The sequence below is a fragment of the Agromyces sp. NSFZ genome, from assembly GCF_056156205.1.
On sequence record NZ_CM149585.1, the window covers coordinates 1,141,490 to 1,164,207 of the forward strand.

At 71.0% G+C, this 22,718-nt stretch carries 21 protein-coding genes; 15 read left to right on the plus strand and 6 right to left on the minus strand.

Annotated elements, in window-relative coordinates:
* Positions 1 to 45 precede the first annotated feature (45 nt).
* Positions 46 to 1,284, minus strand: a complete 1,239-nt coding sequence (locus tag ACVFI9_RS05465) for an NAD(P)-binding domain-containing protein (protein ID WP_474765033.1) — start codon at positions 1,282 to 1,284, stop codon at positions 46 to 48.
* A 72-nt stretch (positions 1,285 to 1,356) separates the two neighbouring features.
* A complete protein-coding gene (locus tag ACVFI9_RS05470) occupies positions 1,357 to 1,965 on the minus strand; it encodes an OsmC family protein (protein ID WP_474765034.1) in 609 nt (202 codons plus the stop codon).
* 340 nt (positions 1,966 to 2,305) lie between these two features.
* Between ACVFI9_RS05470 and ACVFI9_RS05475 the strand changes: the two genes are divergently transcribed.
* From ACVFI9_RS05475 to ACVFI9_RS05490, 4 genes are all read left to right on the plus strand, one after another.
* Entirely contained in the window at positions 2,306 to 5,467 is a 3,162-nt protein-coding gene (locus ACVFI9_RS05475) for an ATP-binding protein (RefSeq protein WP_474765035.1), read from the plus strand.
* Positions 5,468 to 5,555: 88 nt separating this feature from the next.
* Positions 5,556 to 5,747 carry a hypothetical protein gene (locus ACVFI9_RS05480; RefSeq protein ID WP_474765036.1) on the plus strand — a complete coding sequence of 64 codons (192 nt, stop codon included), beginning with the start codon at positions 5,556 to 5,558 and terminating at the stop codon, positions 5,745 to 5,747.
* Between the two features lie 15 nt (positions 5,748 to 5,762).
* The gene (locus ACVFI9_RS05485; RefSeq protein ID WP_474765037.1) at positions 5,763 to 6,341 is read left to right on the plus strand and encodes an ArsR/SmtB family transcription factor; all 579 of its coding nucleotides are present in this window, start codon (positions 5,763 to 5,765) and stop codon (positions 6,339 to 6,341) included.
* Positions 6,338 to 7,696 carry an MFS transporter gene (locus ACVFI9_RS05490; RefSeq protein WP_474765038.1) on the plus strand — a complete coding sequence of 453 codons (1,359 nt, stop codon included), beginning with the start codon at positions 6,338 to 6,340 and terminating at the stop codon, positions 7,694 to 7,696. Before ACVFI9_RS05485 ends, ACVFI9_RS05490 begins: the two co-directional genes overlap by 4 nt.
* Before the next feature lie 4 nt (positions 7,697 to 7,700).
* Here ACVFI9_RS05490 and ACVFI9_RS05495 read toward each other — a convergent pair whose 3' ends face one another.
* Positions 7,701 to 8,075: a TraR/DksA family transcriptional regulator gene (locus tag ACVFI9_RS05495; protein ID WP_474765039.1), complete on the minus strand. Its 375-nt coding sequence runs from the start codon at positions 8,073 to 8,075 to the stop codon at positions 7,701 to 7,703.
* Positions 8,076 to 8,155: 80 nt separating this feature from the next.
* On the opposite strand from ACVFI9_RS05495, the gene ACVFI9_RS05500 reads away from it, so the two are divergent.
* From ACVFI9_RS05500 to ACVFI9_RS05510, 3 genes are all read left to right on the plus strand, one after another.
* Complete coding sequence (locus ACVFI9_RS05500) at positions 8,156 to 10,360, plus strand: DNA polymerase III subunit gamma and tau (protein ID WP_474765040.1); 2,205 nt, start codon at positions 8,156 to 8,158, stop codon at positions 10,358 to 10,360.
* 3 nt (positions 10,361 to 10,363) lie between these two features.
* Positions 10,364 to 10,960, plus strand: coding sequence for a recombination mediator RecR (gene recR, locus ACVFI9_RS05505; RefSeq protein ID WP_474765041.1), 597 nt, complete (start codon positions 10,364 to 10,366; stop codon positions 10,958 to 10,960).
* Between the two features lie 225 nt (positions 10,961 to 11,185).
* Positions 11,186 to 11,545, plus strand: coding sequence for a nuclear transport factor 2 family protein (locus ACVFI9_RS05510; protein WP_474765042.1), 360 nt, complete (start codon positions 11,186 to 11,188; stop codon positions 11,543 to 11,545).
* 120 nt (positions 11,546 to 11,665) lie between these two features.
* On the opposite strand, the gene ACVFI9_RS05515 is transcribed toward ACVFI9_RS05510, so the two are convergent.
* A complete protein-coding gene (locus ACVFI9_RS05515; RefSeq protein ID WP_474765043.1) occupies positions 11,666 to 12,160 on the minus strand; it encodes a hypothetical protein in 495 nt (164 codons plus the stop codon).
* A gap of 134 nt (positions 12,161 to 12,294) precedes the next feature.
* On the minus strand, positions 12,295 to 13,881 hold the full coding sequence (locus ACVFI9_RS05520) for a tannase/feruloyl esterase family alpha/beta hydrolase (protein WP_474765044.1): 1,587 nt from the start codon (positions 13,879 to 13,881) through the stop codon (positions 12,295 to 12,297).
* Between the two features lie 338 nt (positions 13,882 to 14,219).
* On the opposite strand from ACVFI9_RS05520, the gene ACVFI9_RS05525 reads away from it, so the two are divergent.
* The 4 genes from ACVFI9_RS05525 to ACVFI9_RS05540 all read left to right on the plus strand — a co-directional run bounded on the left by ACVFI9_RS05525 (position 14,220) and on the right by ACVFI9_RS05540 (position 18,248).
* Positions 14,220 to 15,494: an aspartate kinase gene (locus tag ACVFI9_RS05525; protein ID WP_474765045.1), complete on the plus strand. Its 1,275-nt coding sequence runs from the start codon at positions 14,220 to 14,222 to the stop codon at positions 15,492 to 15,494.
* Positions 15,495 to 15,661: 167 nt separating this feature from the next.
* Positions 15,662 to 16,717: an aspartate-semialdehyde dehydrogenase gene (locus tag ACVFI9_RS05530; RefSeq protein WP_474765046.1), complete on the plus strand. Its 1,056-nt coding sequence runs from the start codon at positions 15,662 to 15,664 to the stop codon at positions 16,715 to 16,717.
* Between the two features lie 194 nt (positions 16,718 to 16,911).
* A complete protein-coding gene (locus ACVFI9_RS05535; RefSeq protein ID WP_474765047.1) occupies positions 16,912 to 17,457 on the plus strand; it encodes an LPXTG cell wall anchor domain-containing protein in 546 nt (181 codons plus the stop codon).
* 98 nt (positions 17,458 to 17,555) lie between these two features.
* The gene (locus tag ACVFI9_RS05540; RefSeq protein ID WP_474765048.1) at positions 17,556 to 18,248 is read left to right on the plus strand and encodes an SGNH/GDSL hydrolase family protein; all 693 of its coding nucleotides are present in this window, start codon (positions 17,556 to 17,558) and stop codon (positions 18,246 to 18,248) included.
* Positions 18,249 to 18,275: 27 nt separating this feature from the next.
* Here the strand turns inward: ACVFI9_RS05540 and ACVFI9_RS05545 are convergent, their stop codons facing one another.
* Positions 18,276 to 18,893, minus strand: coding sequence for a MerR family transcriptional regulator (locus ACVFI9_RS05545; RefSeq protein WP_474765049.1), 618 nt, complete (start codon positions 18,891 to 18,893; stop codon positions 18,276 to 18,278).
* Between the two features lie 86 nt (positions 18,894 to 18,979).
* Here ACVFI9_RS05545 and ACVFI9_RS05550 point away from each other — a divergent pair, with 86 nt between their 5' ends.
* From ACVFI9_RS05550 to ACVFI9_RS05565, 4 genes are all read left to right on the plus strand, one after another.
* Positions 18,980 to 19,399 carry a hypothetical protein gene (locus ACVFI9_RS05550; protein WP_474765050.1) on the plus strand — a complete coding sequence of 140 codons (420 nt, stop codon included), beginning with the start codon at positions 18,980 to 18,982 and terminating at the stop codon, positions 19,397 to 19,399.
* Between the two features lie 126 nt (positions 19,400 to 19,525).
* On the plus strand, positions 19,526 to 19,987 hold the full coding sequence (locus tag ACVFI9_RS05555; protein ID WP_474765051.1) for a VOC family protein: 462 nt from the start codon (positions 19,526 to 19,528) through the stop codon (positions 19,985 to 19,987).
* Positions 19,988 to 20,151: 164 nt separating this feature from the next.
* The gene (locus tag ACVFI9_RS05560) at positions 20,152 to 21,582 is read left to right on the plus strand and encodes a malate:quinone oxidoreductase (protein ID WP_474766185.1); all 1,431 of its coding nucleotides are present in this window, start codon (positions 20,152 to 20,154) and stop codon (positions 21,580 to 21,582) included.
* Positions 21,583 to 21,773: 191 nt separating this feature from the next.
* Positions 21,774 to 22,631: a pyruvate, water dikinase regulatory protein gene (locus ACVFI9_RS05565; RefSeq protein WP_474765052.1), complete on the plus strand. Its 858-nt coding sequence runs from the start codon at positions 21,774 to 21,776 to the stop codon at positions 22,629 to 22,631.
* Positions 22,632 to 22,718: the final 87 nt, after the last annotated feature.

The following is a 22,718-nucleotide window of genomic DNA, read 5'->3' on the forward strand; positions in this document are numbered from 1 at the left end:
GGGTGGCGGATCGTATATCCGCAGAACGCGGCGGCTCCAGCGCGATCACGCGGCGCTGACGGATGCCGAGACGCGGGCGTGCGCCAGCTGGGCCACCATCGCGGCATCCGCCCCCACGCCGTCGATGAGACTCGACCGGCGCGTCCGCTGGAACCGGAGCCCGACGGCCATGAGTCCGGGGAGGCCCGTGACTCCATGGCGATGGCGAAGCTCGCCCTGGTCATCGAGCAGCAGCGGCGGCAGCCACGAGTAGTCCCGTCGGTAGCCGCCGGCCCAGATGACGGTGCGGATGCCGCCGCCGACGAGGTCGATCGACGTGGGCGCCTCGGTCGGGCTGAACGGGGCCGGCCGGTCGATCACGCCGGCGTCGAGTCCGACTCGTGCGATGACCGCGTCGATCCGGTCGAGCGTGCGATGCATGACGCGGTCGGCGGCCGCCGTGCGGTCGGCGAGGGTCGCGTCGAACCGTGCGGTTCTCCCGTCCGCGCGGATGAGGCGGCCGACGAGCTCCACGCCGTTCTCCGCGAGGGCGGGCAGGTCGATCGAGCGGGGCACGGCGCTCCCGACGACCTGGAGCGACGGCTCGCGGGTCGCGGCGACCGGATCCGGCATGTCGTCGATGCGCCGATCGAGCGAACCCGTGCGGTCGAGCCACGCCATGATGTCGGAGCCGCGGTAGCGCCGCGGCACGCGCAGGTGCCTGCCGACTGCGAGCACCACGCGGCGCCCGTCGCGGCGGAGTTCGTCGGCGAGCTGCACGCCCGTCGCGGAGGCGCCGACGATGAGCACGCCGCCCGCGGGGAGGGACGCGGGATTCCGGTACTCGCTCGCGGTGATGGAGCGGATGGACGGACGCATCCCGCTTGCCTCCGCCGGACGTGTCGGCACATCGCACCAACCGGTCGCGACGATCACGTTGCGTGCACGCCAGGTCCCCGACCCCGTGACGACCTCCAGCCGCTCGTGGCCGACGCGAAGGCGTTCCACGGCGGTGCCGCTCATGACGGGTGCCCCGATCCTCTTGGCGTAGCCGCGGAGTTCCGACGCGAAGTCGGCGGTGGACATGTACCCGTCGGGGTCGGTCCCGTCGTACGAGTGGCCGGGCAGCCGCGTCATCCAGTTGGGGGTGAGCAGCGTCTGGGAGTCCCAGCGACGGCTCAGCCAGCGCTCGCCGACCGCGGAGCGCTCGAGCACGACGTGCTCGTGGCCCAGGCGGCTCAGCTCGTGGCTCGCGGCGAGACCGGCCTGGCCTGCGCCGACGATGACGGTGTCGATGTGTCGCATCTCGGCGGCTCCTCGTCGATCTTGGGTTCCGTGCGTGGAGGGACGGGCCGTCCCTCCACGCACGCGGTCGCGTCAGTCGGTGGTGACGTCGATGGTGATGGGCACGCCGTTGGTGAGCACGTCGTAGACCGCGGAGCGGCGCACGGACTGCTCGAGCACGGTGCGGAGCTTCTCCGGGTCGTCGCCCTTCATCGAGAAGGTCATCCGGATGCCCGAGTAGCCGTTGCGCACGTCGTGGTCGAGGCCGAGCAGGCCCAGTACGTCGATGTCGCCCTCGACGGTGGACGAGACCTCGGTGAGGTTCACCTTCCGGGCCGCCGCGATGTTCGCGATGCCGGCGGTGATGCAGGCCGCGATGGCGTGCAGCAGGAACTCCACGGGAGTCGGCGCGTTGTCGCCGCCCACGAGCACGGTGGGGTGGTCGGCCTCGATGACGGTGGGCTGGCGGTGCTCCATCTCCTGCTTGGCGCCGAAGAAGCGGTGGATGACCGTGCGGTTGTGGGTGCCGCTGAGCCAGGTGTTCTCGGCGCGGAACTGGAACTTCGCGATCTCGGGATCGCTCTTCACGACGTCGAGCGTCGCGAAGAGTGCGGTGGTGTCCACGCCATTGCGAAGTCCGGTGCGCGGCTCGGTCGTCGTCTCGGGGGCGGCGGTGTCGGTGGTCATGGTGGTGGTGTTCATGAGGGGCTCCTCTGTCGGTGATGGGTCTCGGTGGACGGGTGAGGTGGTGGTCGAGGCGGCCGTCATGGCATTCGCACGCGGTCGACCGGCGTCCGGCGGTATCCGTCGGTGGCGACCGCGCGCACGGTGGCGACGATCGCGGCGAGGGCCAGGAGGCCCACGATGATCTCTGGGATGAACATGTCGACGACGGTACGGACGCGTCATTCCCGCACCCTTCCCTGCTCGGGGAAGGATGTGGGAAGGATTCGCGCCTCCGGGGATCGGACTATCGCCCGAGGGCCGGCGCGACGATAATTCCTCACAGGCGGAGCCACTCCGGAGACGCCGTGGAGGTCGCGTGCCCGACGTCAGGATCCGCTTGCTGGGCCGCTTCGACGTGCTCGTCGACGGCGCCATCAGCGCTGCCGGCTCGATGGGTCGACGTCACGCGTCGGCACTGCTGAAGCTCCTCGCCCTCGCGCCGGGGCACTCGCTCCACCGCGAGCGCCTGCTCGACCTGCTCTGGCCCGAGGAGGATCCCGAGACCGCCCTTCCCAAGCTCCACAAGGCCGCGCACTTCGCACGACGGGCATGCGGCCATGCCGACGCCGTCGTCTTCCGGAGCGACCTCGTCCAGCTCTTCCCCGGTGCCGACGTCGTCGTCGACGCGGAGCAGTTCGAGAGCCTCGCCCACCGGGCCATCGAGTCGCATGATCCGGCGACCGCGCGCATGGCACTCACCATCGCTCACGGCGAGCTGCTCCCCGACGAGCGCTACGAGGAATGGGCGGAGGCGGAGCGCGACCGACTCGCCGACCTCCGGGTGCAACTCCTCCGACTCGCGGAGCGTTGGGACGATCTCGTCGTGATCGACCCGAGCGACGAACTCGCTCACCTGGAGCTCATGCGGCGGCACCTCGCCGCCGGTGATCGGCACGCGGCACTGCGTCAGTTCGAGCGCCTCGACCGGGCCCTCCGGGGCGAACTGGGCGTGGCCCCGAGCGAGGAGGCGCTGCGACTGCGCGAACGTGCCCTCGCCGGCGAACAGGCGGCATCGGCACCTGCTCGTCGCCCCGCCGCCGAGGCGCCGTTCCCGGGGCGGGAACCGCAGGTCGCGCTCATCGACGAGCTCCTCGGCGACGCCGAGGCCGGTCGTGACCGCGTCGCGCTCGTGACCGGTGCGCCCGGCGTCGGGAAGTCGATGCTGCTCTCCACGTGGCGGCGGGCCGCCGAGGACCGCGGTTTCCGTACCGCAGCCGGGAGCGCGGTGCCCGCCGAAGGGTCGTGGCCGTACGCGCCCGTCACCGAGGCGATCGCCGACCTCTGCCGACGGCATCCTTCACTCGTCGAGCGGCTGGATGCCCCGTTCCGCGAGGAGATCGAGCGGGTCATGGCTTCGCTGCCGTCGCCGTGGTCGGGTGCCGACGCGCACCAGCGGCTGTTCGTCGCCTCCGCGGCACTGCTCCGGCTCGCGGCATCCGATGGCGGCTTGCTCCTGATCATCGACGACCTGCACGACGCCGACGAGGCGAGCCTGCGCCTGGTGCGCTACCTGGTGCGGGTCCTGCGTGGCGAGCGCGCGGTGCTCGCGTTCGGCCTCACGCCGCCGCCGCTGCCGCCGATCGTCGCGGATCTCGAGCAGAGCCTGCGTGCGCGGTTCGGAGCGGTCGCGGTGGAACTCGGTCCGCTCGACCCTGCCGCCGTCGACGCCATCGTGCGTTCACGACTTCCCGACGCCGGGGAGCAGACCATCGCCCGCATCGCCGAGATCTCGCGTGGCCTGCCGTACGCCGTCGCGGAGTTGACGCGCCGGGCCGCGGAGGATTCCGACTGGGAACGGCACGCCGACGAGGATGCGGTCGCACGCACCGATCCGGCGACCCGGGCGGCGCTGCAGCGACTCGCGGTGCTCGGCACGGTCTTCGATACCGACGATGTCGTGGCGGCGGGCGGGGGCGACGAGCAGGTGGCCTACCAGGTCCTCGATGACGCCCTCGCCACCGGCGTGATCGAACGCACCGAGTTCGGGTACCGTTTCCGCCACGCGATCGTGCGTGACGCGATCCTCGCGGCCCTGCCCGCCCATCGGATTCGATCGGTGCATCGCGAGATCGGTGAGCACCTCGCCGCGGCGGGTGGATCGCCCGCGCGGATCGGTCATCATCTCCTGGAGTCGGGGGATGCCGCGAGGGCCGTGCCCCACCTGCTCGACGCGGCCGAGGGCGAAGCCGCGATCGGGGCCTATCGCGACGCCCTCGCGCTCATCGAGCGGGTGCGCGATGACGCGCGAGGCGAGGAGCGGCAGCGCCTGCTGCGGCTGCGGGCGGACCTCCTGCAGGCGATCGGCGACGTCCGCGCCGTTTCCGCCTACCGGGAGGCCCTCGAGGGAGCGGTCGCCGACGAGGCGCGCGTCCTCCGGGCCCGGCTCTCGCGTGCCGCCCTCACCGCAGGCGATCCCGAGACGGCCGCGGCGGCGCTCAGCGGGCTCGAGGCGACCGACCGGCCCGAAGACACCGAGATCCTCCTCGCGCAGGCGAACGTCGCATTCTTCAGTGGTGACGTCGACCGGGCCTGGGCGATCGCCCAGTCAGCGCAGGAGCGCGTGCTGGGCGGTGAGCGGTCGTGGCGGGTGCTCGATCTCATCTCGTTGCAGGGCCTGCTCGCCCACAATCGGGGCGAGTGGTTCGATCGCATCCGCACGGAGCTGCGGAACCTGCGCTCGAGTCCGGAGGCCGCCAACGCCGTGTTCGACGGCTACCTGTGCGCGGCGGAGTACCTGCTGTACGGTCCGACGCCCTACCGCGACGTCATCGACCTGGCAAGCGGGATGCGTGAGACCGCCGAGAAGGCGGGGGCGCTTCGTGCCGTGGCGTTCGCCGGGGCGCTCGCCGGCGAGGCCGCGCTGCTGTCGGGAGATCTCGATCGGGCACGCGCGGAACTGACCGAGTCGGCCGAGCTCCACCACGAGCTGGGCGCGGTCGCGGGGGAGGCCCACTGCCTCGAGCGACTCGCAGAGGTCGAGTTGTACCGCGGGAATCGCGAGGAGGCCCGGCGCCTGCTCGATCGGGCGTTGCCGCTGGCGCGCTGGTCGGTCATCGCCCTGCACCTCATCCAGCGCGTGTACGGGTCGATGGTGCTCGCCGCGGAGGATGCCGAGGAGGCGTGCGCGGTGGTCGACCGTGCGGAGGCGACCATGGGAGCCGACGACCACTGCAACTTCTGCACGGTGATGTTCGCCGTGCCTGCGGTCATCGCCTTCGCACGCTCGGGCGATCTCGACCGGGCCCGGCACTATCGGGACATCGCGGAGCGCTCGTCGCAACTCTGGGACGGCACCGCCTGGCAGGCCGCGTTCGACGAGGCGAAGGCCCACCTCGCCCGCGCCGAGGGCGACCCGGGAGCCGAGCGTCTCGCGGAGCGCGCGGCCGGGGGATTCGAGCGCGCGGGGCAACCGCTCGACGCCGCTCGTTGTCGTGCACTCGCCGACGAGCTGGCGGCCGAATCCGCCCTCCTTCCCTGATCCTTCCCCCTGCGGGGCATCCTGAGGGAAGAGCGCGTCGGCAGCATGTCGTCTCGAGGGCGGATCGCCCGCGACGAGAGGACGCACCATGAACGACGCACTGGGGATGTACCTGGTGATCAAGGCCGAACACGAGGCGCTGCTGATCGAGCTCGCCGAGCGCGAACGGGTGCGCGGGTTTCCGCGCGCCGCGCGTCGGGAACGACGGCGCGTGGTCGCTCCGGCCTGGATGCAACGCCTCGGCACCTATGCAAGAACTCTTGTGCAACAGTCCTTGTAGAGTTAGCATGGCCGCATGGCCGAACACGGAAGCTCCATCGACCTGCATGATGCGGGTCCCATGCGCGCCCTCGCGCACCCGCTGCGCCTGAAGGTCCTCGGGTTGCTGCGCGTCGAGGGGCCGCAGTCGGTCGGCATGCTCGCCGAGGCGACGGGCGCGGCATCCGGCTCGATCAGCTACCACATCGCGACGCTCGCGAAGCACGGCTTCGTCGAGCGCGTGCCCGAGCGCGAACGCGACGGGCGCGAACGCTGGTGGCGGGCCGCGCACGAGATCACGCGAACGCGCTCCGTGGAGTTCCTCGACGATCCCGAACGGCGCGAGGCATCCGATGCCATGCGCCGCGCCGTGATCGACGCGTACCATCGCGAACTGCTCGAGGCCCTCGAAGCGGAGCACGACCTCGAGCCCGAGTGGGTCGCGGCCTCCGACTCCAGCGATGGTGCCGCCCAGCTCACGCTCGAGGAGTTCCGTGAGCTCTCCGACGACCTCGAGGCCGTGCGCGAGAAGTGGTGGGCGCGCGGTCGCGAGCCCCGGCCGGGCACGCGCGCCGTGCGCTGGATGACCCACACGTTCCCGAGGCGCGGGCGATGAGCACCGACGCCTCCGCCACGGTCGCCGACTCGGTCGCTGAGCCTGTCGAAGCGAGTGCAGGCCCCCGCCGGCGCGTGCCGGTGCTCGCCCTCTTCGCGGCCCAGTTCTTCTCCCTCTCGGGCAACGCCATCGCGCTCGTCGCGATCCCGATCATCGCCCTGATGGAGACGGGCTCCGCGCTCGCCGCCGGCGTCGCCGGCGTGTTCGCGACAGTGCCGCTCGTCATCGGCGGCGCCCTCGGCGGCGTGCTCGTCGACCGATTCGGCTATCGCACGTCGAGCATCGTGGCGGATGTCGCGAGCGGGCTCACCGTCGTGGCCATCCCGGTGCTCTCCGCGACCGTCGGCCTGTCGTTCGGGGCGCTGCTCCTGCTCGTCTTCCTCGGCGGGCTGCTCGACGCACCCGGCGACACCGCGAAGACGGTGCTGCTGCCCGACCTCGCCGCCCTCGCACGCATGCCGCTCGCGCGCGCCGCGGGTGCCCAGTCCACCGTGCAGCGCACCGCGACCATGATCGGCGGGGGCGCCGCCGGTGCGCTCGTCGCGATCGCCGGCCCCATGCCCGCACTCGTGGTCGATGCGGCGGGGTTCGCACTGTCGGCCCTGCTCGTCGCCGTGCTGGTTCCGCGTCGCGTCGCATCGCGCGGTCCCGCGGCGTCGCCGCCGGAGTCCGAAACGGCGCGCGGCGGGTTCGTGGCCGGCATCCGATTCATCGCGCGAACCCCCCTGTTGCGCGCGATCGTGCTGCTCGTCACCGTGACGAACGCGATCGATGCGGCGGGCTACACGGTGCTGAAGCCCGTGTACGCGGCCACCGTGCTCGGTGACCCGGCACTGCTCGGGTTCATGGTCGGATGCTTCGCGGGCGGCGCCCTCGTCGGCTCCGCGCTCTTCGGCCTCGTCGCGCACCGCTGGTCCGGGCGGGTGATGTTCGCGACGTGCTTCGCGCTGGCGGGGACCCCGCCCTACCTCTCGATGGCGCTCGGCGCCCCGCTGCACGTGCTGCTGCCAGTGCTCGTGCTCTCGGGCCTGGCGGCCGGCGCGCTGAACCCGATGATGGCGACCGCCATGTACGGGCAGGTCCCCGACGGAATGCGCGCCCGGGTGTTCGGTGCGACCACGGCCGGCGTCGCGGCCGCGATGCCGATCGGCGCCCTTGCCGGCGGATTCGCCGTGGAGCAGTTCGGGCTCCTGCCGACGCTCGCGGTGTGCGGCGTGGTCTACCTCCTGCTGGGGGCCAGCCCGCTCGTGATCCGCGCGTTCTCGGGACTGACGGCGGCGCGGACGCACGGCGCCGACAGCGCCGAGCAGACGCCGACCGAGGCATCCGGCCCGCTCGTCGACACCACGGCCTGACGGCTCAGCGCACGAGCCTCGCGCAGTCGATGCACAGCTCGGCGGTGGGGCGCGCGTCGAGGCGTCCGACGGTGATGCGCTTGCCGCAGCGTGCGCAGATGCCGTACGTGCCGTCGGCGATGCGGGCGAGCGCGTGGTCGACCTCGGCGAGCTCGGACTTCACGTCGGCGAGCACCGCGGTGCGCTGCGACCACTCCTGGGTCATCGTCGGACCCTCGGGATCGTGCTCGTCGTCGGCCGTGGCATCCGACCTCGCCGTGCGCACTTCGGCCATCGCGTCGCCGAACTCCGCGAGCCGTTCCTCGGCATCCGCCCGTTCCGCGCGCAGTCGCGCCTCGAACCGTGCGAGTTGCGCCGGGGTCATCGTCGTCGCCGTCATCTCGCCCCCCTTCCGGTTCAGAGCATGTTACGCCACCCGCATCCGGAGTCGGTGTCACACGCGGGAACTACGATTGACACGTGGTCACCGCCCTGTATCGCCGCTACCGGCCCGAGACGTTCGCCGAGATGATCGGCCAGTCGCAGGTGACCGAGCCGCTCATGACCGCGCTCCGCACCGACCGGGTGAACCACGCCTACCTGTTCAGCGGGCCGCGCGGCTGCGGCAAGACCACCTCGGCACGCATCCTCGCCCGCTGCCTGAACTGCGCCGAGGGGCCGACGGATGTCCCGTGCGGCGTGTGCCCCAGCTGCATCGAGCTCTCGCGGGGCGGCGGCGGCTCGCTCGACGTCGTCGAGATCGACGCCGCGAGCCACAACGGCGTCGACGACGCCCGCGACCTGCGCGAGCGCGCCGTGTTCGCCCCCGCCCGCGACCGCTACAAGATCTTCATCCTCGACGAGGCGCACATGGTGACGCCGCAGGGCTTCAACGCGCTGCTCAAGCTGGTCGAAGAGCCGCCCGAGCACGTGAAGTTCATCTTCGCCACCACCGAGCCCGACAAGGTCCTCGGCACCATCCGCTCGCGCACGCACCACTACCCGTTCCGGCTCGTGCCGCCCGGCCCGATGCTCGAGTACGTGCAGAAGCTCTGCGCCGAGGAGGGCGTCGAGGTGGCGCCCGGCGTGCTTCCACTCGTGGTGCGGGCGGGCGGAGGCTCGCCCAGGGACACGTTGTCGCTGCTCGACCAGCTCATCGCGGGGTCAGAGGGGCCGACCATCGACTACGAGCGGGCCGTAGCGCTGCTCGGCTACACGCACGGCGCGCTGCTCGACGAAGTCGTCGACGCGATCGGTGCGAAGGACGCCGCGGGCGCCTTCGCCGCGGCCGACCGCGTGGTGCAGACCGGGCAGGACCCTCGCCGCTTCGTCGAAGACCTGCTCGAGCGGCTGCGAGACCTCATCGTCGTGGCGGCGTCGTCGCCCGAGGCGGCGGCCGCGGTGCTTCGCGGGGTGCCCGAAGACGAACTCGCGAAGATGGCGACGCAGGCGGCGGCCTTCGGCTCCGCCGAGCTCTCCCGCGTCGCCGACCTCGTGAACCAGACCCTCACCGAGATGACGGGCGCCACCTCGCCGCGGCTGTACCTCGAGCTCATGCTCGCGCGCGTGCTCGTGCCGTCGAGCGACGACACCGAGCGCGGGGCACTGGCTCGCGTCGAGCGGCTCGAGCGTCGCGTCGGGGTGACGGATGCCGCGGCTCGTGAGGTCCCCGAGCCTGTCGAAGGGAGCTCACCGGCCGGGGTGTCGGAGTCACCGTCCGCTGGTCGAGGAGCGATGGAGCCGCCGTCCGCTGGTCGAGGAGCGATGGAGCCGCCGTCCGCTGGTCGAGGAACGACGGAGTCGCGTCTCGAGACCCCTCCTCCCACCCCCAGGCCCGTCGGTCCGGTCACGCTGCAGCTGATCCGCGACGCGTGGCCCGAGATCCTCGGCGTGCTCGAGCGCACGAAACGCACCGCGTGGATGGCGGCGATGACCGCCAAGGTCATCGACTACCGCACCGACGACGGTGTGCTCGTGCTCGGCTTCCCGAGCCAGAACGACGTGAACGACCTCCGCGGCACCGGGGTGCAGAGCCCGGCCGAGCTGCTGCGCCGCGCCATCGCCGACGTCCTCGGCGTGCAGGTGAAGTTCCTGCCGAGGGTCGTCGGTGCGTCGGGTGCTGCACCCGAGCCCGCGCCGGCCGCGCCCGGTCGGCGTGACCTGCCCGCTGCCGGGTCGCCGACCACCCCGCCGACGCACGCGACGCCCGCCGAGCCGCCTGCGCCGGCGGCCCCGGCGGCTCCGGCGGTCACGAAGCCGGCGACCGCTCGGCAGGCTCCGGCGCCCGCCGCGCCCGTCGACTCATGGGCCACGGTCGCGATTCCGGCCGACGACCCCGGGGTCGTCGTGCCACCGGTCGACTCCAGCGCCTCGAGCGGCGTGTCGGCTGCCGACGCGGTGCGCCCCGCCTCCACCGCCACGGCAACGGCAGTGGCCGAGCCGCCGGCCGAGGCATCCGCCCTCGCCGACGCGCCCGACGACGCCGACGCGCCACCCGAAGACGTCGAGCCGCCGTTCGATCCGGGTCCGCCGCCCGAGATCGTCGTCGACGTCGCGTCCGCCCCGGCGCCCGTCGACGGCGGCATCCAGCGCTACGGCGAGGCCGTCGTGCGCGAGGTGCTCGGGGCGACCTTCCTCGAAGAGGTCGAGGCGCCCGGACGCACCGGCTTCGGGGAGCGTGGTTAGCCCGTGTACGAAGGCATCGTCCAGGAACTCATCGACGAGCTCGGCCGCCTGCCCGGCATCGGGCCGAAGTCCGCGCAGCGCATCGCGTTCCACATCGTGCAGACCGAGCACTTCGACGTCAGCCGGCTCGCCGAGATCCTCATGGAGGTGCGCGAGAAGGTGCGCTTCTGCGAGATCTGCGGCAACGTGTCCGAGCAGGAGACCTGTTCGATCTGCCGCGATCCCCGACGCGACCCGCACCTCATCTGCGTCGTCGAGGAGGCCAAAGACGTCGTCGCGATCGAACGAACGCGCGAGTTCCGCGGCCTGTACCACGTGCTCGGCGGCGCGATCAGCCCGATCGACGGCATCGGCCCCGACGAGCTGCGCATCCGGCAGCTCATGCAGCGCCTCGCCGACGGCACCGTCACCGAGGTCATCATCGCGACCGACCCGAACCTCGAGGGCGAGGCCACGGCGACCTACCTCAGCCGGTTGCTCACGACCCTCGAGATCCGCGTGACCCGCCTCGCGTCGGGTCTTCCCGTCGGCGGCGACCTCGAGTACGCCGACGAGGTCACGCTCGGTCGCGCCTTCGAGGGCCGCCGCGTCGTCGGCTGACCTCTCGTCCTCTTCGACCCCTCTCGTCCTCTTCGACCCCTCTCGTCCTCTTCGACCTCTCTCGTCCTCTTCGACCTCTCTCGTCCTCTTCGACCCCTCCGCTTCCTCGACTATTGACGTTCCCTCGCATCGGAGTGATCTGAACGTCATCACCGGGGACCGAACGGTAACACTCGGTGGGCGCGACCCGTTGACGGTGTCGGTGGGCGCGCGTAGAACGGACGCATGACGAGCGCAGGAACCCGTTGGGTCGAGGGATACGTGCAGGCCTGGGAATCGAACGATCCCGAGCAGATCACGACGTTGTTCGCCGAGGACGCGGTCTATCTCACGGCGCCCGACCACGAACCTCGTCGCGGACATGAGCAGATCGTCGCCGGCTGGCTCGACGACCGCGACGAGCCGGGCACGTGGTCGTTCGTCTGGAACATCATCCACGAAGACGAGGGCTTCGTCGTCGTGCAGGGCCGCACGGAGTACCCCACCGAGAAGGACTACCTTAACCTCTGGATCGTGCGCCTCGACGCGAGCGGGCGCGCGACCGAGTTCACCGAGTGGTACATGCCGCGGGCGCACACGGGCTGACGCGGCATCCGCTCGCCGGCCCGCGACACTGACGGCGGCCGTCGCTCGCGGCGGCGCACCGTGTTCGGGCCGCCGCGGCGAGCAACGGCCGCCGATGACCTGCCGGCGGCCGATGCGGAGCTACCGCAGCACCTCGACGAGCATGACCCACGCCATGACGATCGCCGCGACGATCGCGAGCAGTGACCCCAGGGCCACCGCCACGAGTCCGGCGCTTCCGGCGCCGACGACGATGAGCCCGCCGCCCACGAGGAACGCGGCGATCGGCACGGCACCCAGGGCGCTCTTCGCGAACCGGTCGCTCGCCGAGACGTGATCTTCGCGGGCGATGACGCGCATCGCGTGCACGTGGAACGCCGCGGCGATGACGGCCGCCACGAGGATCTCGACCCCGTACGCGACCTCGTCCTGCCCGGGCATGAGCCCCAGCGCACCCGCGACGATCGCGAGCACGAGCGCCGCGATCGACGACGCCGCCCGGGCCGGCAGCGTGGGCGACGACATGATCGTCGAGATGTTCACCGACATCGCGACGATGAGGAGGCCGGCGAGGGCCGCGGTCGCCCCGACCATCGCCACGTTGAAGTCGGTCCATCCGTCGAGCAGCTCGGCCATGAGCGCACTCTATCGTCGGCCACGCGACGGGGCTGCGTGGCGCCGCCGAAGGTCGCGGGTGCACGCGGCGAAGGGTCCCGGATCACACGGACCCGGGACCCCTCGTCCCGCTCAGGTGCGGCGTGGGTGGCCGATCACCCGGTCACGCACGTGTACGAGCTCGCCTGGTCGAGCGAGCCGTACCCCTGGTACTCCGGCCACGACGGGTACTCGCACATCGGACGGGTGCGGTCCGCACCGGCATTGCCGTCACGCGCCACGAGCCCTGACGGCGCGACGCCCTGCTCGACCCAGTTCACGATCGCGTCGAGCCCCGGGTACTGCGCCGCGAAGCGCCCCTGTCCGTGGCCCCAACCCGGGACCATGTAGAACTTCAGGAACGAGTCGAGCCGTGGTCCGAACTCGTCCTGCAGCGCCGCGTAGTACTGCAGCGTGTTGTGCGGGGTGATGAAGTCGTCGATCGTCCCGTGGGTCAGGATGACCTTGCCGCCGTACGCGCGGAACTTGTTGAGCGAGACATCCGTGACATCCATGATCTCCCCCACCTCCTGCACGCGCTCGGCGTAGTCGAGCGGATCGACGGTGTAGCCGTTCCAGTCGGGCGGGTTGCCCGCGACGCCGTACTGCATCGTCGCGTTGAACACCTGGAACTGCAGGCCCTGCGACAGCGGCCCGGATCCGAAGCCCGGGAAGCCCTGGTACAACGCACCCTCGAACAGCGCGCTCTTCGCGAAGATCGAGTTGCCCTCGATCTCGATGCCGAGGTCGTAATCGGTCGTCATCTTCACGGCCGCGGCGATCTCGACCTCGGAGAGACACGAGTCGGATGTCGCGGGGTCGACGCCCGCAGGACACGCGAGTGCCTGCACGTCGAACGCCTCGTTGCACGCACCGACGTTGCTCACGATGCCGTCGGCGGCGCCGTCGAGCGTGTCGCAGGTCGCGTAGACCGCGTTGGTGATCGTCGCGGTCTCGGCGGCGTTGAGGTGCCCCGCGCCGTCCTCGAGCAGGAGCGCGTCGCGGAAGTTCACCGCGCCGACGTGCATCATCGTCACGTTGTACGCCGGGTAGTTGGCGATGATCCCGTCGTAGTCCTTCGGATACCGCGCGGCGGCGTCGAGGGCTTCGTGGCCGCCCTGCGACCCGCCGATGAAGTACGACCAGGCCGGCTCCGCACCGTAGGCGGCCTCGATGACGGCGTTTGCCGCGTCGTGCGCCTTCTTGACCGACCACTGGCCGTAGTTGAGGAAGAGCTCCTCGTCGAGTTGGAAGGTGCCGTCGAAGCCCGGCCCGCCCTGGTGCCCGCCGTCGGAACCGAGCGTGACCCAGCCCTGCGAGAGCGCCGTCGGGGAACCCGCCGGCTGCGCCGTGTAGTTCCCGGTCGCCGTGACGAGCGAACCGTCGAAGCCGCCGCCACCGAACTGCAGCGTGCGGCCGTTCCACTCCGCCGGGAGGTTGACGCGGAACTGCATGTCCTGCGGCGCCGAGACCGCTCGGATCCAGCCGGTGACGGCGCAGTAGCCGCCTGCGGCATCCCAGACGGCCGTCTCGACGTCGGCCCCGTTCGTCGGCAGCCCGATGTCGTCGGCCGGGATCGTGAGTCCCGCGAGCGGCGCGCAGCCCGCTTCGGTGAGGACCGGCGGCGCGCCTTCGGTGCTGCTCGGTGCGGCCGCTGCCGAGGTTGCCCCCGCGGTGATGAGGACGGCGGCGATGATGCCCATCGACACCGCCGTCGCCCGCCTGAATGCTGAAATCAACCCACGCCCCCTTGCGTCCTGATGCGAGGAGCGGTGCCGGCGGCACCGTTGCCGCATCGTGGTTCTTCCGCGGCGCAGCCCGCCGACGGCGAGTGTCACGCTAGTCCCGCCTGCCGCCGGCGGTGAGTGATCATTCGTTCAGTGGAAAGGGCGTTGAGTCCGAGCCGTATCGGGTGCAGAATCAGCGCCGGCGCCCGCCGCGGGCCGTCACATTGCCGGTCGTGCATACGGCCCGCCGTACAATGGACGTTCCGGCGACCGGACGTGCATCCCCGGCGCCCGCCACCACCCCGGGAGACCACGTGAGCTTGATCGTGCAGAAGTTCGGCGGGTCATCCGTCGCCGATGCCGAGAGCATCAAACGCGTCGCGAAGCGCATCGTCGAGACCCGCAAGGCGGGCAACGACGTGGTCGTGGCCGTCTCGGCGATGGGCGACACCACCGACGAACTGCTCGACCTGGCGCACGAGGTCACGCCGATCCCGGCGCCGCGCGAGCTCGACATGCTGCTCTCGGCCGGCGAGCGCATCTCCATGGCCCTGCTCGCCATGGCCATCAAGAGCATGGGGCACGAGGCACTCTCGTTCACCGGCAGCCAGGCCGGCATGATCACGGATGCCACGCACGGCGCCGCCCGGATCGTCGACGTCACGCCGGTGCGCCTGCGCGAGGCGCTCGACGAGGGCGCCATCGTCATCGTCGCCGGGTTCCAGGGGTTCAACCGCGACACCCGCGACATCACCACGCTCGGCCGCGGCGGAAGCGACACCACGGCCGTCGCCCTGGCCGCGGCGCTCGACGCCGACGTGTGCGAGATCTACACCGACGTCGACGGCGTGTTCACCTCCGATCCGCGGATCGTGAAGTCGGCTCGCAAGCTGTCGAGGATCACGAGCGAGGAGATGCTCGAGCTCGCGGCATCCGGAGCCAAGGTCCTGCACATCAGGGCGGTCGAGTTCGCCCGCCGCCACGGCGTCACCCTGCACGTGCGTTCGTCGTTCAACAACAACGAGGGGACGATCGTCTACGACCCCTCGCGCCTTCCCGAAGGAGCCGAAGTGGAAGAGTCCGTCATCGCCGGCGTCGCGGTCGACCTGACCGAGGCGAAGATCACGGTCGTCGGCGTCCCCGACGTGCCGGGCGTGGCCGCGAAGATCTTCAAGATCGTCGCGAACACCAACGCCAACGTCGACATGATCGTGCAGAACGTGTCGGCCGCCTCGACCGGGCGCACCGACATCTCGTTCACGCTGCCCAAGTCCGATGGGCAGAAGGCGCTCACCGCCCTGTCGCACTCGCAGGAGGCGGTCGGGTTCACCTCGCTGCAGTACGACGACCAGATCGGCAAGCTCTCGCTCGTCGGCAACGCCATGCGCTCGGCCACGGGAGTCTCGGCCCGGCTGTTCGAGGCGCTCTACGAGGCGGGCATCAACATCGAGATGATCTCCACGAGCGAGATCCGCATCTCGGTCGTCACGCGCGCCGACAGCGTGCACGCCGCGGCGCGCGCCGTGCACACGGCCTTCGAGCTCGACGCCGAGGAAGAGGCGGTCGTGCACGCGGGCACGGGGCGCTGAGCGAGCGGATGTCGCGACGCGCCGCCGCCCGCGCGACGACCTTTCGGCGGCCCACGACGGTCGCACAGGGTCGTGGGGCCGCAAAGGGTCGTGACGCGACATCCGGGATGTGCTGCACACTGGAATGAGACGTACGGGCGATTCGGCCCGGGAACAGGAAGAACCCCATGGCACACGGAGTGAACATCGGCGTCGTCGGCGCGACCGGACAGGTCGGCTCGGTCGTACGGCAGCTGCTCGAGGAGCGCGACTTCCCGGTCGCCTCGATCCGCTACTTCGCATCGGCCCGCTCGGCCGGCACGACGCTGCCGTGGAAGGGCGAGGACATCGTCGTCGAGGACGCGGCCACCGCCGACCCGACGGGCCTCGACCTCGCGATCTTCTCCGCGGGCGCAACGCTCTCGAAGGCGCAGGCGCCGCGCTTCGCCGCGGCCGGTGTCACGGTCATCGACAACTCGAGCGGCTGGCGCATGGACCCCGACGTGCCGCTCGTGGTGAGCGAGGTGAACCCGCACGCCATCGATGAGGCGAAGAAGGGCATCATCGCGAATCCCAACTGCACGACCATGGCCGCCATGCCCGTGCTGAAGGTGCTGCACGACGATGCCGGACTCGAGCGGCTCATGGTCTCGACGTACCAGGCCGTGTCCGGCGCGGGCCTCGCGGGCGGCGAGGAGCTGCTCGAGCAGGCTCGCGCTGCGGTCGCGCAGGACGCGATCGGCCTCGTGCACGACGGTTCCGCCGTCAACTTCCCCGAGCCGCAGAAGTTCGTGCGTCCCATCGCGTTCGACGTGATCCCGCTGGCGGGCTCCATCGTCGACGACGGCGACAACGAGACCGATGAAGAGAAGAAGCTCCGCAACGAGAGCCGCAAGATCCTCGAGCTGCCGGGCCTGCGCGTCGCGGGCACGTGCGTGCGGGTGCCGGTGTTCACGGGGCACTCGCTGTCGATCCACGCCGAGTTCGCGAACCCGATCACGCCCGAGCGGGCCACCGAGCTGCTGGCGGATGCCCCGGGCGTCGCGCTCTCCGACGTGCCCACGCCGCTGCAGGCCGCCGGTGCCGATCCGAGCTTCGTCGGACGCATCCGCCAGGACCAGTCGGCGCCCGAGGGCAAGGGTCTCGTGCTGTTCGTCTCGAACGACAACCTGCGCAAGGGCGCGGCGCTGAACGCCGTGCAGATCGCGGAGCTCGTGGCCGCGAAGCTGCCCGCGGCGGTCTGAGGCCCACCCGCGAACGCGGCCCCGAACGGGGGGCGTGACGAGCAAGCGGCGCTCCACTACCGTTTGCTGACGATCCTTCAGTGATGAGCGGCGGCGCGGTGTGCCGCCGCTCCGTCATGCCCGAGCCCTCAGCTCTCGGCCGGGGATCGGCACGCCCGCACCCCGCCCAGCATCCTCAGAGGAGCCATCACCCGATGAAGCCCGTCCGCACCATCACCGCAGCCCTGCTGCTCGCCGCCGGCGCCGCCGTGTTCACGGCCGCGCCTGCCTACGCCGACGAGACCCCCGTCGCCGTCAACGAGGGCGTCTGCGCCGATCTCGACACCGGTCACCTGTCGGCCGGGGACGCCACGTCCCTCACCATCTCCGCGCCCGATGGCTTCCTGATCGCCGAGTACTGCGTGAAGGCCGGCTCCATCAAGCAGGGCAACGGACCCGAGTACGAGACGGTCGACCCGCCGGCGGCATCGGTCACGATCGAGCACACGTCCGGCAAGGAGATCAGCCACTACTCGGTGCGCTACGTGCCGGTCACCCCGCCCGAGACCGAGCCGCCGGCGACCGAGCCGCCCGCCACGACGCCGCCGGCCGAGACCACGCCGCCCGCCGGCGGCGGTGACGGCGGCGCGAAGCTCGCCGAAACCGGCTTCGAGAACGGCTGGCTCGCGTTCGCGGGCCTCGGCGCGCTCGCCGTCGGCGCCGCGCTCATCGTGCCGCGCGTGGTGGCCAAGCGCCGCTGAATCCGCAGCGTCGTCTGACGACGCCGAACGGCCCGTCCCGATCCGATCGGAACGGGCCGTTCCCGTCACGGGCCCCGGGCGCGGCCTACAATCGCGGCATGCAGGGGAGCGGGCTCGTTCGGTGGCGGCGTCTCGCGGCGGCATCCGTCACGGCTGCAGTGCTCTGCGCCGGCCTCGTCGCCTGCGCCGCGGCATCCGAACGCCCCGATGCGTCGCCGACGCCGGGTGCGACGGTCGCCGCCTTCTACGGCGACTCGTACACGCGGGGCACCGGCACGACGTCGCCCGAGCGACGGTGGTCGTCGATCGTGTCCGACGAACGGGGTTGGTACGAGTTCAACCCGAGCGTCGACGGGCTGGGATACGTGATCAACCGGGGATTCAGCGGCGTCGACCTCGTCGACCTCATCGTCGACTTCGAGCCGCCGCCCGACGTCGTCATCGTCACGATGGGCCTGAACGACAGCTTCCTCCCGCCGGGCGACGACGCCGAGCTGGAGGCGGCGATCGACGACGACCTCGAGCGCTTCCGCGACGAACTGCCCGACGCCCGCCTCGTCGTCGTCGAGCCGTTCTGGTACACCGCCGAGCGCCCCGCGTCCCTCGAGCGGGTCATCGAGCTCGTCGAGGCGGCTGCCGATCGCGTCGACGCCGACCACCTCGACGGAGCGTCGAGATGGCTCGAGGGACATCCGGAATGGATCGCCGCCGACGGCATCCATCCGAACGACGAGGGCCATGCCGAGATCGCCCGGCGCATGGACGCGGAGCTGGGGCGACTCGGCCTCTGAGCCGGGTCCTGCAGTGGCGGCATCCGCTCAGCCGAGCTGCTGCCGCGCCGCCACGTCCTGGTGCGCGAGCCGCCGCAGCGCGAGGATGACGGGCTCGTACAGGGCGGTGCCGAGCACGGCGTACTCGACGGCGGCGTGCGGCTCACGGGGCATCCGGTCGAGGTCGAACGCGGCGATCTCGTGCAGGTGGCGGCCGTACTCGAGGAGCCGCTCCGCGCTGATCGGCATGCCCGCCGCCTCGGCCGCCGCGAGTGCCGCCTCGAGCTGCGCGACGGCCGCGTAGCCGGGGTCGTAGACCTGGCCGAGCGCTTCGAGGGCGGCGCGGGCTCGTGGGTAGGGATCGTCGTCGTCGACGGATGCCTCGACCACCGTCGGCGGTAGCGCGCTGACCGCGCGACCGAGGGTGGCGTAGAGGTCGTCGCCCGGATCGTCGACGAGCGCGAGGGTCGCGCGCGCCTGCTGCACGCTGAGGCCGACCGGGCCCATGAGCGCCCGGATCAGGCGCAGGCGCCGAAGGTGAGTGGCGTCGTAGGTCGCCTGCGTCGCCGACGTCGCGACCCCCGGATGCAGGAGGCCCTCCCGCAGGTAGTACTTCACCGTGGCGAGGGGGAATCCGGCGGCGTCGGCGAGGGCGGAGATGCGCATGCGGCTCCTTGCATTGGAGAGCGGCACTCTCTAATATTGGAGAGTAGAACTATCCAATCATATCCGACCACCCGGAAGGACCGGCCATGCCGTCCCCGAACGATCTCATCCTCATCGGCATCCTGCTGCTCGCGCTCGTCACGGTCGAGAGCGGCGGGTACTTCCTCACCCGCGTGATCCGCGGCCACGTCGCCGCGAATCGGCTGCAGCAGAATTTCTTCCGCGCGGGCCACGCCCACGCCGCGGTGCTGCTCGTGCTCTCGATCGCGATCCTCGCCGTCATCTCGTATGCCGCGCTCGACGGGTTCTGGCTCTGGCTCGCCCGCACCGGCGTGCCGATCGCGGCGATCCTGATGCCCGCCGGATTCTTCCTTTCCGTGCTCGGCAGGGAGCCCGAGCGTCCGAACCGGCTCATCTGGTTGCTCTGGATCGGCGTGGTCTCCCTCACCGCGGCGCTCATCACGGCGGGCATCGGCCTCATCGCGGGCGGCGTCGCGGCGCTCTGAGCCGGTCGCTGAGCCTGTCGAAGGGCCGGTCCCGGAGCCTGTCGAAGGGCCGGTCCCGGAGCCTGTCGAAGGGCCGCTTCGACAGGCTCAGCGACCCGTGTCGGCGGCCCGCGGTACCTTCGCGCCATGGCCATCCCGCAGCGCTTCAGCCTCGTGACCATCGGCGTCGCCGACGTCGATGCCGCCACCGCGTTCTACCGCCGCCTCGGGTGGCGGCAGTCCACCCACTCCGCCGACGGCATCACCTTCTTCTCGACGCCGGGTCCCATCATCGCGCTCTGGTCGAGCGGCGAGCTGGCCGTCGACGCCGGACTCGCGGGTGAGACGGATGCCCCGCGGTCGGCGCCCGACTACCGCGCCGTCGCGCTCGCCATCAACTTCGACACCCGAGCCGAGGTCGACGCGGCCCTCACCGACTGGCAGTCGGCGGGCGGCCGGGTCACGAAGGCGGCGGCCGAGACCGAGTGGGGCGGCTACAGCGGGTACGGCGCAGACCCCGACGGCAACCTGTGGGAGTTCGCCCACAATCCGTTCTGGCCGCTCGATGAGCGGGGGATGCCGCACCTCGACGGCGGCGACGTCGAGTGATCGTGTCGCTTCGACAGGCTCAGCGACCACGGTTCGGTCGCTGAGCCTGTCGAAGTGCCGGCCGCGGCATGATACGCGGTCAAGGGCACCATCTCAACGCATCTAGACTGGAAATCGTGACTTCAGAGGAATCCGTCGACGTCGTGCTCATCGGCGGGGGCATCATGAGCGCGACGCTCGGCTCCCTGATCTCCCAACTGGAGCCCGATTGGAGCATCCGCGTCTACGAACGGCTCGGCGAGGTCGCTCAGGAGTCGTCGAACGCGTGGAACAACGCCGGCACGGGTCACGCGGCGCTCTGCGAGCTGAACTACATGCCCGAGGCATCCGACGGCACGGTCGATGCCTCGAAGGCCGTCTCGATCAACGAGCAGTTCCAGGTCAGTCGGCAGTACTGGGCGCACCTCGTGTCCACGGGGGCGTTGCCCGAGCCGCACAACTTCATCAACTCCACGCCGCACATGACGTTCGTCAAGGGCGAGGCGAACGTCGAGTACCTGCGCAAGCGGGTCGCGGCGTTGAAGGACCAGCCGCTCTTCCCCGACCTCGAGTACACCGAGGACCTCGAGCGCATCGCCGAGTGGACGCCGATGCTCGCGAAGAAGCGCAACCCGAACCAGAAGGTCGCCGCCACCCGCATCGAGTCGGGCACCGACGTCGACTTCGGTGCGCTCACGCGGTATCTCTTCGACGACATGGCGCGCCGCGGCGCTTCGATCTTGACGAACCACCAGGTCACCTGGCTGAAGCGTCGTCGCGACGGGCGTTGGCAGCTCCGGGTTCGCCAGCTCGTGGGGCAGTACCCCAAGACCGTGAACGCGCGGTTCGTCTTCGTCGGCGCCGGTGGCGGCGCGCTCGCCCTGCTCCAGCACTCGGGCATCCCCGAGATCAAGGGGTTCGGCGGATTCCCGATCTCGGGCCAGTTCTTCCGCACGACCAACCCGAAGGTCGTCGCGCAGCACCAGGCCAAGGTCTACGGCAAGGCCGCCGTCGGTGCGCCGCCCATGTCGGTGCCGCACCTCGACACGCGCATGGTCGACGGCGAGAAGGCCCTGCTGTTCGGCCCGTACGCGGGCTTCACGCCGAAGTTCCTGAAGACGAGCACCTGGTTCGACCTGCCGTTCTCCATCCGCTTGCACAATCTCGGCACGATGCTGCAGGTCGGCGTCAAGAACCTCGATCTCGTGAAGTACCTCGTCTCCGAGCTGCTGGCCTCGCGCGCGAAGAAGATGGCGGCGCTGCGCGAGTTCATGCCCACCGCGAAGGACCGCGACTGGGAGCTCATCACGGCGGGCCAGCGCGTGCAGGTCATGAAGCGCGACCCCGAGAAGGGTGGCGTGCTGCAGTTCGGCACAGAGGTCATCACGGGCGCCGACGGCACCATCGCGGGCCTGCTCGGCGCCTCGCCTGGTGCATCGACGGCCGCGCCGATCATGCTCGACGTGCTGCAGCGGTGCTTCCCCGACCGCTTCGCGGGCTGGGAGCCGAAACTGCGCGAGATGATCCCGAGCTACGGCACGACCCTCTCGAGCGATCCGGCCGCAGCGAAGGCGTCGCTCGCCGAGACGGCGAAGGTGCTCGAGCTCACGGCGTAGCAACGCCATCGGTCGCGCCCGCGTACGCTGAGCGCTGCTTCTTGACGAGACCGCAAGAAGCACGATTCTTTCAGTGGCGAGTCGCCGAATCCCCGAACGGACCGCCCGTAGAGTCGAATCATGACGGGATCTTCTCGCCACGGCGCACGCAGCGACGAGCGCGCCGGATGCGGCAACCACGGGTGTGCCGCATGATCGACCCCGGCGTTCCGATCGCCACCGGCGCGATCCCCGTCCAGACGGCACAGCGCAACGCGTACTTCGTTTCCGACAGCACCGGCATCACGGCCGAGACCCTCGGCAGCGCCCTCCTCGCGAACTTCCCGACGATCCGATTCGTGCGTCAGACGATCCCGTTCGTCGACACCGTCGAGGGCGCGCACAACGTCGTCGCCGAGATCGATCGCGCGCGTGTCGACGGCGGTCGCCCGCTCGTGTTCATCACGGTCAAGGCGGCCGACGTTCGCGCCGTGATCGGCGGCGCCAACGCCGTGATCATCGACCTCCTCGCGGGGCACCTCGTCGAGCTCGAGCGCGCGCTCGGCACGACCGCCTCGGCGCAGCTCGGCCAGTACCACGCGGTGGGCGATGTCGAGAGCTACTTCGCGCGCATGCGCGCCGTCGAGTACGCCATCGAACACGATGACGGCCAGAGCCGGCGCGCCCTCGACATCGCCGACGTCGTGCTCATCGCCCCGAGTCGCTGCGGCAAGACGCCGACCACGATGTACCTGGCCCTGCAGTACGGACTCCTCGTCGCGAACTACCCGCTCACCGACGACGACTTCCCGACCGACGGGCTGCCGCGCGCGGTGGCGAAGTACGCCGACCGCTGCTTCGGGCTGACGACGACGCCGCTGCGGCTCAGTCAGGTGCGGCACGAGCGTCGCCCGAGCTCCCGCTACGCGAGTCTCGAGCAGTGCACGCTCGAGCTGCGCCGCGCCGAGGACCTCTACCGACGCAACCGCGTCCCCTTCCTGAACTCCTCGACGAAGAGCGTCGAGGAGATGTCGGCGGTCATCCTGCAGACCATGCGGCTGCGCGCGTGAGCACGAAGACCGTGACATCCGGATGCCCCGAGCCGGCGACATCCGCCCGAACACCTGAACACCCCACACCCGACACCCCGGCCCAGC